Origin of the sequence: Fusobacterium ulcerans ATCC 49185 (assembly GCF_900683735.1) — a bacterium.
Classification (GTDB): domain Bacteria; phylum Fusobacteriota; class Fusobacteriia; order Fusobacteriales; family Fusobacteriaceae; genus Fusobacterium_A; species Fusobacterium_A ulcerans_A.
This window is the reverse complement of the sequence record NZ_LR215979.1, coordinates 3,828,193-3,839,419: the sequence shown is the minus strand read 5'-3', so window position 1 is coordinate 3,839,419 and position 11,227 is coordinate 3,828,193. Positions and strand designations below refer to the sequence as shown.

Sequence of the window (11,227 nt, the reverse complement as noted above, 5' to 3'; positions counted from 1 at the left end):
AATAACTACTACTGCATCAAATAAAGTAGACTCTGATACTGGTTTAGCAGTTTCATCTTCTAATTCTTCAATTGACATTCCTGCTTCTTCTAAGTTAGGTTTTAAATTATATTTTTCTTTAAGTCTTTTAGCAATAGGACCTCCAATTAGACATCCTGCAATTAATCCATAAGTTGCAGCAGCTATTGAAACAGAAAGTCCTCCTGTAGCTCCAAATTCTTCAAGAACTGGTCCAAATGCTCCAGAAGTTCCATGTCCCCCTGTTAATGGTATAGAACCTACAGCAAGTCCAAGTAATGGATTAAGTCCAAATACTTTAGCTAATGATACTCCTACTATATCTTGAATTATTACAAGAACAGTAGCAGTTATCAGGAATATAGCAACTCCAACTCCACCTTTTTTCAATAGTTTTCCACTTGCAGTAAATCCTATTGTAGTGAAGAATATCAACATTAGAAAATCTTTCAAAACACCATCAAAATTAAAGCTGAAAGCACCAGTATTATGTCCAATCAATAGAAGTATAGAAAATATAACTCCACCTACTACTGGAGCAGGGATAAAGAATCTTTCAAGAAAAGCAACTCTTTTCTTAACCTCTCTACCAAGTAAAAGTACAACTATTGCAACTGCCAGTGTTTCTGCCATATTAAAATTTAGTGTCAACATAATTTTCCCTCCATATAATATTTTATTGTTTTTAATAAAAAATATATGGATTTTCTAATTTCGAAGTACCCGTTCTTTATAACGAGATAATATTGTATAAATAGGTCTTAACCTAATCACTTTTTCCATTAATTCAGTTTTCATTTCTGGAAGAGAATATACTTCAATTTTCAGCTTATCTTCCAAATATACAATTTCATCTTTATGAACAATCCCTTTTTCCATATCAATTTTTTTGATTGTAAAGAGCGGATAATTTTTTTCATTATTTTTTTGTATATCTTCAAATATTCTATTAGTTGTAACTTCTCTAAAAATAGGAAGGGAAGTATTTTGAGTTGCACTAGATGTAGTTACAATTGCAAATACACAAGCAATCATAAAATATAAAAATTTTCTTTTCAACTTGCTCCCCTCCTTATTTAAATAATCTTTTATAATTAAAATTTTATAATTATCTTATACCATTTTTAAACATAATTGTCAATAAAAACTCTTTTTAAATGAAAATCAACTCATCATTATTTCAAAAAATAAAAGTTTTTTTTGATTTTCATTCATTTTATATATTATTCAATTTTATTGTTCACTTATTTTAATGAAAGTTATAAAAATTAACTATATTTTCATTGTTTTTATACATGAAGAGCTGCCTCATCAGCTGCTATTTCCTCTTTCGTCTTTAATCTTACTTTTGGTTCCCTAGGAAGAGCAAATTTAGGTATAAATCTGTCCCAACCAGTTAATGTCAAAATAAGCATACTAAAAACAGCTATGTATGCAATAAAATTATATTTTATTATGTCTATAGGTACAAATTCATGCAATGGATAAACTGTAGCTGCTATACCAATATAGAACCCTATGTATACATGCCATGGAATCAATTGAGATCCAAACACTCCCATTGCATCACTGAATGTTGCATTTCTCAATTTTAGTGTATACATATCTTCTTCACTGGCAACTACATTTTTTTCCACAAGATTCTTGATAATTGGACCAATAGTTACTATTTGAGCCATTTCATCTGCAAGTGCCATATTTCCAAATATTGAAAGAACAGCATTCCAGAACATAAGCTGTCTTACATTTCTTGATATTCTTCCAAGAAGATCTGACAATGGCTTAAAGGCATCCATCATTTTCATTATTCCACCAAATGCTGCTACCCACATCATCATTACTACAACCCATGATCCTGCATCTGCAAATCCTGACATAATTAAATCATTGAAGAAAGAATTTGTATCAGTTACAGTTCCTGCAAATTTACCAAGCACATATGCAGAAGCTATTCCTAAAAACAAACATATAAATGTTTGGTATCCCATAAATGCTGTGATAAGAACTAATATTAATGGAATTATCATATAATAAGGAACTCCATCTCTTACCTGATTCAATAATGTAACTGCTGATTCTCTTTCTTCAGCTAGTTTTGCCCATACCTCTGCTGGTATTTGATTGATAGCTTCTGCTCCATTTCCAGCTACTGATGAAGGTACCATTATCATTCCTGCTATACCAAAAGATACTATTCCACATAATAATACTAATCCAGACCATACACCTTGATGTTTTACTCTTCTAACAACTTCTACTCCTTGTATTCCAGAACTTACTATTGTAGTATCTGAAATAAGACCAATATTATCTCCAAAGCATGCTCCTCCTGCTATAGCTCCCACAGTCAGCAGAATATTTCCTCCTACTATGTGATTAAGCCATAAGAAAATAGGTGCACAGGCTGCAAATGTTCCCCAGCTTGTTCCAGTAGCTATTGATAGTACAGATGTTACTATCGCTCCTACAAGTGCAACAGTTTTCCCTGTAATCCCAAGAGTCAATGCCATGTTGATGATTGATGCTCCAACTCCTGTTGACATGAATACTTCAGCCATAGCATATGCAGCCATCAAAATAAACAATGCAATTGTTATCTCTCTTACATTTGTTATTGCTGCATCTAAAACATGAGAAAAGTTTTTCTTCTCAGTCCACATTGCTACTGCTGCTGCAACCATTGTTGCTAGAGGTGCTGCTATTAAAGCATCAAATCCACTCATCATAAGTGCTGCCAAAACCAATACTGGTACTAATTTAATTATTGCTGTTATTCCCATCTTTGCCTCCGGTTAATTTATTTAATTTTAATTATCTGAGAGATGGGTAAAATTAAATCCGGAGCACTCGACTCTTATAGCGATATAAAATTGTATAATATGGTAAAGTCTTATCAGGTATTTCTTTTTCTTTTTTATTTCTATTAATTTCTTTGCTTATTTCTGTATTAAAAACATTTTCATAAAAAACATCAAATTTTCCTTTTATTCTATTAGTAAAATTACTTTCTGGTTCTATTTTATTAACAAGGATTGGAGTATAATTTTTAATTTTATTTTCTTGCATCTCCAATAGGAGTATATTTTCTCCTTTTTCTTTAAATTGAAAATGGACTGTATCTATTTTATTATTTGTTGAAGTAACTACAGCAAATATACACGAAATTATAAAGTAAAATAATTTTGCTTTCATTATTAAGTCCATCCTCCCTCAATTTAATTTTAAAGACGTTCATTAACTATACTACTACCACTTTTTATATTTTTTGTCAATGATTATAAAAATATTTTTCCACACAAATATTTTTTTAAAAAATTTTTATTTTTTAAAAAAATGAGGGACAGTTAAACAATTCTGCCCCCATATTATTTAATTTTTAATTATTATGCACGAATTCCTGCTTCATCAGCTTTTTTCTCTTCAGCAGTTTTTAATCTTACTTGAGGTTCTCTAGGCAGAGCAAATTTAGGTATAAATCTATCAAAACCTGTTAAAGTTAAGAACAACATACTAAATACAGCTATGAATGCTATAAAGTTATATTTTATAATATCTATTGCTATGAACTCATGTAATGGATATACTGTTGAAGCTATCCCTATATAGAATCCAATGTAAACGTGCCATGGAATCAATTGAGATCCAAATACTCCCATTGCATCACTGAATGTTGCATTTCTAAGTTTAAGAGTATATATATCCTCTTCACTTCCAACTACATTCTTTTCAACAAGGTTTCTTATAATAGGTCCAATAGTTACTATTTGAGCCATTTCATCTGCAAGTGCCATATTTCCAAATATTGAAAGAACGGCATTCCAGAACATAAGCTGTCTTACATTTCTAGAAATTTTTCCAACTAAATCTGATACAGGTTTGAAAGCATCCATTACCTTCATTATTCCACCAAATGCTGCTACCCACATCATCATTACTACAACCCATGATCCTGCATCTGCAAATCCTGTCATAACAAGATCATTTAAATAATCTGTAGTACTAGTTACAGTTCCTGCAAATTTACCAAGTACATATGCAGCTGCTATTCCTAAGAATAAACAGATAAATGTCTGATATCCCATAAATGCTGCAACAAGAACTAATATCAAAGGAATTACCATATAATAAGGAACTCCATCTCTTACCTGATTCAATAATGTAACTGCTGATTCTCTTTCTTCAGCTAGTTTTGTCCATACTTCTGCTGGTATTTGATTGATAGCTTCTGCTCCATTTCCAGTTACTGATGGAAGACCCATCATCATTCCTGCTACTCCAAAAGCTATTACTCCAGTTAATAATACAAGACCTGACCAAACACCTTGGTGTCTGATTCTTCTAACAACTTCTACTCCTTGTATTCCAGAACTTACTATTGTAGTATCTGAAATAAGACCAATATTATCTCCAAAACATGCTCCACCAGCTATTGCTGCAGTAGTCAGAAGAATATTTCCTCCTACTATATGGTTAAGCCATAAGAAGATAGGCGCACAAGCTGCAAATGTTCCCCAGCTTGTTCCAGTAGCTATTGATAGTACAGATGTTACTATTGCCCCTGTAAGTGCAACAGTTTTCCCTGTTATCCCCAAGTTCAATGCCATATTGATGATTGATGCTCCAACTCCAGTTGACATAAATGTTTCTGCTAGAGCATAAGCTGCCATCAAGATGAACAATGCAATTGTTATCTCTCTTACATTTGTTATCGCTGCATCTAGTATGTATGCGAAATTTTTCTTTTCTGTCCACATAGCTATCAATGCTGCAACTATTGTTGCTAAAGGTGCTGCGATTAAAGCATCAAATCCACTTATCATAAGTGCTGCTAGCACAAAAACTGGACTTAACTTAAGTACTGCTATCATATTTTTACCTCCAAAATATTATTAAGTTTAAACAAGAATAACTCATAGCAGCAGTATCTATAAGTTTTATTTTATATTCTTTCAAAAAAAATAAAAAAATACATCCCTAACCTATACTTTCTTTTTTCCTCTGTTAGAATAATTTATAAAAATAAACCTTCCTAGGTATACTCATTCTGCTTTTATTCCTGTTTCCTATTACTTTTTTACCATCTTTTCGTTTAGTTGTCAAGCTATATATTTCAAAACTAAACATATTACACTTGTTTTTTAATATTTATATCCCATCTTTTACTAAGAGAAATGTATAAAAATTGCCCTTTTCCTAATTCTTATTTTTTAAATCATTTATCTTAAAAAATTTTTCAATTTTTTTATTCATTTAAAATTTTTTTAATCAAACAAAAAAGGTATCTGTTTTAAAAACAGGTACCTTTTTAAGAAATGTTATAAATTATTTTATTTTACTAATAATGATTTTCCATTCATTTCTTCTGGTTTGTTTATACCCAAAATTTCAAGCATAGTTGGAGCTATATCAGATAATTTTCCATCTTCAAGCTTATAATTCTTATATTTATTTGAAACCATTATAAATGGAACTTTGTTTGTTGTATGAGCAGTAAATGGTATTTTTGTAACAGGATCTTCCATAAGCTCAACATTTCCATGATCTGCTGTCACTAAAAGTGTTCCACCAAGTTCAAGTACTTTCTGAGAAACCTTTCCTAAACAGAAATCTATTTTCTTCACAGCAGCTACAGCAGCTTCAAATACCCCTGTGTGACCTACCATATCAGGGTTAGCATAGTTAACTATAATAACATCAAATTTACCTGAATCCAGAGCTTCTATAAGTCCTTCTGTAACTCCGCAGGCTGACATCTCAGGCTGAAGATCATATGTAGCTACTTTAGGAGATGCTACAAGTTTTCTCTCTTCTCCTTCATACTGCGCTTCCTTTCCTCCATTAAAGAAGAAAGTTACATGAGCATATTTTTCTGTTTCAGCTGTTCTTAATTGTTTTAATCCTGCTTTTGATATAACTTCTCCAAGAGTATTAGTTATATCTTTTTCTCCATAAATTACTGGTGCATCTATAGTAGAATCATATTGACGCATACAATAATATTTAAGTCCTAAATATTCTCTTTCAAATCCAGAAAATTCTTTATCATTTAAAGCTCTTGTTATTTCTCTTGCTCTGTCAGGCCTGAAATTGAAGTTTATGAATACATCACCTTTTTTGATAGTTCCTTCTGGACATACTACAGTAGGAATTACAAACTCATCACTTACTTTTTCAGCATAAGATTTTTCTATGGCTTCAATAGCTGAAGAAGCATGATTTCCTACTCCATATACCATTGCATCATAAGCTTTTTTTACTCTGTCCCAGTTTTTATCTCTATCCATAGCATAATATCTACCAGATATAGTTGCTATTTTACCTTCACCTATTTCTTTTATCTTAACTTCAAGATCTTTCAAAAATCCCTCTCCAGATTCAGGAGCTGTATCTCTTCCATCAAGAAAAGCATGGATATAAGCTTTCACACCATATTTTTTAGCCATCATTAAAAGTCCATAAAGATGGTCAGTATGTGAATGCACTCCTCCTGGAGATACTAAACCTCCAAAATGTACAGGTTTTCCTTCTTTTACTGCATATTCAAAAGCTTCTTTTAAAACTTCATTATTAAAAAAAGTTCCTTCTCTAATATCTTTAGATATCTCTACCAATGGCTGATAAACTACTCTTCCTGATCCTATATTTAAATGTCCTACTTCTGAATTTCCCATTTGTCCATCTGGAAGTCCGACAGCTTCACCAGAAGCTTCCAGTTCAGAATGAGGATACTCTTTTTCAAGTCTATAAAAATTTTCAGGATTTGCAGCTACTATTGCATTTTTTTGTTCTGGATGTTTATTAATACCCCATCCATCTAATATCATAAGCATTAATGGTTTTTTGTTCATTCGATTTTCCACCTCTTTTATTTTCCTGCTACAACTATTTTAGCAAATGAAGAAGCTTTTAAAGATGCTCCTCCTATAAGTCCACCATCAATATCCTTTTGTGCTAATAATTCAACAGCATTATCAGGTTTCATTGATCCTCCATATTGGATTATCATCTCTTCAGCAGTTTCATTTCCAAACATAGACACAAGTACATCTCTTACTTGTCTGTGTGTTTCTTGTGCCATTTCAGGTGTAGCAGTTTTTCCTGTTCCTATTGCCCATACTGGTTCATAGGCAACTATTACTTTTTTAGCTTCTTCAGCAGTAAGATCTTTCAATCCACCTCTGATTTGAGTTTCAGTAACTTCACCAGTTTTTCCTGATTCTCTTTCTTCTAATTTTTCCCCAATACATAGTATTGGCAACATTCCAGCAGCTAGTACAGCTTTTACTTTTTCATTTATAAATTCATCACATTCTTTAAAATATTCTCTTCTTTCTGAATGCCCTAAAATAACATATTCTACTCCTATAGCTTTAAGCATAGATGGAGAAACTTCCCCTGTATATGCTCCTGAATCTTTTGGATAAACATTTTCTGCTGCTATTGCTATATTGCTTCCTTTTACAGCCTTTACAGCATCTGACAGAGCTGTAAAGGGAGCTCCTATTATTATTCCAACATTATCTATTCCTTTTACAAGCTCCTTTAATTCAGTAAGCATTTCCACCGCTTCTGCATTAGTTTTATTCATTTTCCAGTTCCCAGCTATAACTTTTTTTCTCATCCTAAATAACCTCCATTTTTATATTTACTTTTCAATAAATATTATCACAGTAATCATTATTTTTCAAATGTATCATTGGTCATATAATAACTATTAATTGAGCAATCTTTTACGATTTTCTTCTTCAGCAATATCATTGTAATAATCTTCTACATTATCATAAAATTCTACCAGAAGATCTCCTATCGAGAACTCAAGTATATCTATAAATCCAATGAGATCTCTTGCTTCATATGCCTTCTCTGCAACTTCCAGTTCTTTCCTGAAATCTTCTATATATTCATCAAAGTCTTCATATATAAAATCAAGTATATGATTTTCCTTTATTAAAAGAAGAAGATTATAAAACCATCTCAAAAAAATCACCATTTCTATGAGCTGTATTTCATCTTCATCATTAAGGCTTTCCTGTCCGCTTTCTTCCATATCATCAAATATATCAAAATATCTGTCTATAGATTCTTTAGCAGTAAGAATTGATTCTAATATCATAGCTCCATGAGTTTTTGTTATTACTTCAATAACTTTAAGATCCTTTCCTCCTATAATACTGTTATCTCTTAAAGTACTCCCATTCACATATATTTCATGGGGTATTTTATTTTCTTTCATAAGTTTTTTATTGATTGCAGAAATTGCATTTCCCAAACTTTTAAAATTTTTCTGTTTCATCTCCATTTTTACATTATCTACATATACTTCCATCATAACCTCTGTTTTTATTTATTTTTTAAAGAATTTTGACATCGCTACAGAAAAAATATATATCTCTTTTGGAGAACTTTTTTCACTTATCTCTTTCACTACTTCTCTTATTGTACTTCCTGTAGTTACTATATCATCTATTATGAGTATATTTTTTCCATCTGCATTTACCTCATTATTTTTAAAGGCTTTTTTAATGTTTTCTTCTCTTCTTTTCTCTTCTAATATAGAATACATATGTTCTGTATCTTTTATTCTATCTATTGTTTTATAACCTATATCCAATTCTTTCAATATTTCTTCAACCTGATTAAAACCTCTTTCTCTCATTCTGTTTCTACTTATTGGAACTGGTATCACTATATTTATTCTTTTTTCACTTATCAGTTCCTTTAAAGGTTTTTTTATTAAAATAGAAATTTCTTTCGAAAGTCCCTTTCTATTCTTAAGTTTGTAATCTGTTATAACTTTTTTTATATCTTCTTCATAATAGTATAAGAAGTAATAATTATCTATATTTTTTATTTCACCTTTTCTTCTCAATATTTTGAAACACTCATGACATATGTAATGATTTTCAGAATCCACAATTTTTCCACATATTGAACATTTTACTGAAAAGAAAAGTTTTCTAAAATTCTGGCTTAAGCTCTTCATCTTTTTCCATATCCACTATTTTTGCAGAATATATTTCTGTATATCCACAGTTTAAGCATGTCTTTATATAATAAGTACTCAATTCCAGCCTCAATCCTGGACTTTTTTCTGGTAAAATCGAAGTTTTTACCTGATATTTATCACATCCGCATTTTACACACTTAAAATCCAATTTCATCACCCCATAAAATATTTTTAAGCCATTCTTGATTTTCTCCTAAATAGCTTATACAGTCAAATCTAATATTATGATCTTCCATATGATTTTTTATAAGATACTCCTCTGCAGTCTTATATATTCTCACAGCTTTTCTTTTATCTACAGCTTCTACACCATAACCATACTTAGATGTTTCTCTATATTTTACCTCGATAAATATGATTTGTCCATCCTTTAATGCTATTAAATCTATCTCTCCATGTTTACCATGGTAATTTTTTTCTAAAATTTCATATGAATTTTTTTCTAAAAACTCTGCTGCTCTCTCTTCATAAATGCTTCCTTTTTTTCTTTTATTCATAAGAAACTCCAGTCTTTTATTTTAATATTTTAGTAAGAAAACTTTTTCTGTGTATATCTAATACTCCATGCTCTTCTATTGCATCTCTATGTTGTTTCGTTCCATAACCTTTATGCTTTTCAAAACCATATAGAGGATATTTAAGAGCTTCTTCTCTCATCATTCTATCTCTTGTTACTTTTGCTATTATTGAAGCTGCTGCTATGGAAAGGCTTTTTCCATCACCTTTAATTACAGGTTCCTGTCTTCCTTTGTACTCTCTTATCTTAAAATTTCCATCTACTAATACAAGATATTCTCCATCACACTCTTTCTTCAAATTCTCTAAAGCTCTTCTCATCGCTAAAAATGTAGCATTGAGTATATTTATTTCATCTATCTCTTTAGAATCTGCTACTCCAACACCTACATAAAAATGTTCCTTTATAACATCATAAAGCTTTTCTCTCTTTTTTTCTGATAATTGCTTTGAGTCATTTATTTCATCTAACTTACTGTTGTAGTCTTTTATTTTTACAGCAGCAGCTACTACAGCTCCTGCCAGAGGTCCTCTCCCTGCTTCATCTACTCCTATGATTTCTTCTCCTATGTTAATATCGAAATCACGAAGTGATATATCTTCCTCTTCTTGATTTAAAATTTCTTTTTTCTTTCTTCCTCTTGTTACTTTTTTCTCTTCTACAGAAAAAAGTCCTAGTTGATTTTCTGGTCTTTCATCATTCTTTTTATTTTTCATGATCAGTCCTTTTTTAGAAATTTATTTTATCTATATCTACTCCAGCAAATTTTGCTGCTCTCTTAAAATCTTCTGGTATATCTGCTGTAACTACCATTTCTTTTTTAGTTATAGGATGGATAAATTTTAACTTGTATGCATGAAGCATTTGCCTCTTTACTCCCTCGCTACTGTTCCCATATACTGAATCCCCCAATATTGGATGATTAAGATACTTCATATGAACTCTTATCTGATGAGTTCTTCCTGTTTCTATTCTCACTTTTACAAGGGAGAAATTTTTCCCTTCATCTAATACTTCATAATTAGAAATAGCATTTTTTCCATTTATATCTACTACAGTCATCTTTTTTCTGTCTTTTGAATCTCTTCCTATAAGAGTTTCTACTCTTCCAGATTTATCCTTAAATATCCCTTTAGCTATGCAGACATATATTTTTTCCAAAGTCTTTTCCTTAAACATATCTGAAAGAGTTGAATGAGCTTCATCATTTTTAGCCACTACTATAACACCACTTGTGTCCTTATCCAGCCTGTGAACAATCCCAGGTCTTATTACTCCATTGATAGTAGAAAGATCCTTTATATGATAAAGCAGAGCATTTACAAGAGTTCCACTATAGTTTCCATGAGCCGGATGAACTACCATATCAGGTGCTTTATTTAGGACAACTATATCCTTATCTTCATATATTATATTAAGAGGAATATTTTCTGGTATCACATCAAGAATTTCATCTTCTGGAATATTTACTACTATTGTTTCTGTTCCTTTAAGTTTGTTCCCACTTTTGGTAACTTTTTTCCCAGTTATTTCCACATATCCATTATCAATTATTTTTTGGATGTATGATCTTGTTGCATCATCTATTACTTCATTCAAAAAACTATCTATTCTTTTTCCCTTATCATTTTCATTAGCAGATACAGTTATTGTTTCTTTAATATTTTCCATAATTTCTCCACATT

The 11,227-nt window shown here is 31.0% G+C and carries 13 protein-coding genes; all 13 read right to left on the bottom strand.

Annotated features, from left to right (window positions below):
• Window positions 1-672: sodium/glutamate symporter (locus tag E0E45_RS17500; RefSeq protein ID WP_331865015.1), on the bottom strand; the 672-nt coding region annotated here is incomplete at its 3' end.
• Window positions 673-726: 54 nt separating this feature from the next.
• A complete protein-coding gene (locus E0E45_RS17495) occupies window positions 727-1,077 on the bottom strand; it encodes a hypothetical protein (protein WP_130892313.1) in 351 nt (116 codons plus the stop codon).
• Between the two features lie 230 nt (window positions 1,078-1,307).
• Entirely contained in the window at window positions 1,308-2,798 is a 1,491-nt protein-coding gene (locus tag E0E45_RS17490; RefSeq protein WP_130892312.1) for a Na+/H+ antiporter NhaC family protein, read from the bottom strand.
• A gap of 52 nt (window positions 2,799-2,850) precedes the next feature.
• Window positions 2,851-3,210 (bottom strand): hypothetical protein, encoded by a 360-nt coding sequence (locus E0E45_RS17485; RefSeq protein WP_130892311.1) that lies wholly within the window; start codon window positions 3,208-3,210, stop codon window positions 2,851-2,853.
• A gap of 191 nt (window positions 3,211-3,401) precedes the next feature.
• Window positions 3,402-4,886: a Na+/H+ antiporter NhaC family protein gene (locus E0E45_RS17480; protein ID WP_130892310.1), complete on the bottom strand. Its 1,485-nt coding sequence runs from the start codon at window positions 4,884-4,886 to the stop codon at window positions 3,402-3,404.
• 459 nt (window positions 4,887-5,345) lie between these two features.
• Window positions 5,346-6,866: a 2,3-bisphosphoglycerate-independent phosphoglycerate mutase gene (gene gpmI, locus E0E45_RS17475; protein ID WP_130892309.1), complete on the bottom strand. Its 1,521-nt coding sequence runs from the start codon at window positions 6,864-6,866 to the stop codon at window positions 5,346-5,348.
• A 17-nt stretch (window positions 6,867-6,883) separates the two neighbouring features.
• Window positions 6,884-7,639 carry a triose-phosphate isomerase gene (tpiA, locus tag E0E45_RS17470; RefSeq protein WP_130892308.1) on the bottom strand — a complete coding sequence of 252 codons (756 nt, stop codon included), beginning with the start codon at window positions 7,637-7,639 and terminating at the stop codon, window positions 6,884-6,886.
• A gap of 93 nt (window positions 7,640-7,732) precedes the next feature.
• Window positions 7,733-8,344 carry a chemotaxis protein gene (locus E0E45_RS17465; RefSeq protein WP_130892307.1) on the bottom strand — a complete coding sequence of 204 codons (612 nt, stop codon included), beginning with the start codon at window positions 8,342-8,344 and terminating at the stop codon, window positions 7,733-7,735.
• 18 nt (window positions 8,345-8,362) lie between these two features.
• Window positions 8,363-9,001: a ComF family protein gene (locus E0E45_RS17460; protein ID WP_130892306.1), complete on the bottom strand. Its 639-nt coding sequence runs from the start codon at window positions 8,999-9,001 to the stop codon at window positions 8,363-8,365.
• The gene (locus tag E0E45_RS17455) at window positions 8,976-9,179 is read right to left on the bottom strand and encodes a zinc finger protein (RefSeq protein WP_005949092.1); all 204 of its coding nucleotides are present in this window, start codon (window positions 9,177-9,179) and stop codon (window positions 8,976-8,978) included. The genes E0E45_RS17460 and E0E45_RS17455 overlap by 26 nt, the downstream gene beginning before the upstream one ends.
• Window positions 9,163-9,522 carry a YraN family protein gene (locus tag E0E45_RS17450; RefSeq protein WP_130892305.1) on the bottom strand — a complete coding sequence of 120 codons (360 nt, stop codon included), beginning with the start codon at window positions 9,520-9,522 and terminating at the stop codon, window positions 9,163-9,165. The genes E0E45_RS17455 and E0E45_RS17450 overlap by 17 nt, the downstream gene beginning before the upstream one ends.
• Window positions 9,523-9,538: 16 nt before the next feature.
• Window positions 9,539-10,258 carry a ribonuclease HII gene (locus tag E0E45_RS17445; protein WP_130892304.1) on the bottom strand — a complete coding sequence of 240 codons (720 nt, stop codon included), beginning with the start codon at window positions 10,256-10,258 and terminating at the stop codon, window positions 9,539-9,541.
• Between the two features lie 13 nt (window positions 10,259-10,271).
• Window positions 10,272-11,213 carry an RluA family pseudouridine synthase gene (locus E0E45_RS17440; RefSeq protein WP_130892303.1) on the bottom strand — a complete coding sequence of 314 codons (942 nt, stop codon included), beginning with the start codon at window positions 11,211-11,213 and terminating at the stop codon, window positions 10,272-10,274.
• Between the last annotated feature and the right edge of the window lie 14 nt (window positions 11,214-11,227).

Coding starts and splice junctions, on each gene's coding strand:
- E0E45_RS17490 (WP_130892312.1), bottom strand. CDS start 2,798: ATGGGAATAACAGCAATAATTAAATTAGTACCAGTATTGGTTTTGGCA.
- E0E45_RS17485 (WP_130892311.1), bottom strand. CDS start 3,210: ATGAAAGCAAAATTATTTTACTTTATAATTTCGTGTATATTTGCTGTA.
- E0E45_RS17480 (WP_130892310.1), bottom strand. CDS start 4,886: ATGATAGCAGTACTTAAGTTAAGTCCAGTTTTTGTGCTAGCAGCACTT.
- gpmI (WP_130892309.1), bottom strand. CDS start 6,866: ATGAACAAAAAACCATTAATGCTTATGATATTAGATGGATGGGGTATT.
- tpiA (WP_130892308.1), bottom strand. CDS start 7,639: ATGAGAAAAAAAGTTATAGCTGGGAACTGGAAAATGAATAAAACTAAT.
- E0E45_RS17465 (WP_130892307.1), bottom strand. CDS start 8,344: ATGGAAGTATATGTAGATAATGTAAAAATGGAGATGAAACAGAAAAAT.
- E0E45_RS17460 (WP_130892306.1), bottom strand. CDS start 9,001: ATGAAGAGCTTAAGCCAGAATTTTAGAAAACTTTTCTTTTCAGTAAAA.
- E0E45_RS17455 (WP_005949092.1), bottom strand. CDS start 9,179: ATGAAATTGGATTTTAAGTGTGTAAAATGCGGATGTGATAAATATCAG.
- E0E45_RS17450 (WP_130892305.1), bottom strand. CDS start 9,522: ATGAATAAAAGAAAAAAAGGAAGCATTTATGAAGAGAGAGCAGCAGAG.
- E0E45_RS17445 (WP_130892304.1), bottom strand. CDS start 10,258: ATGAAAAATAAAAAGAATGATGAAAGACCAGAAAATCAACTAGGACTT.
- E0E45_RS17440 (WP_130892303.1), bottom strand. CDS start 11,213: ATGGAAAATATTAAAGAAACAATAACTGTATCTGCTAATGAAAATGAT.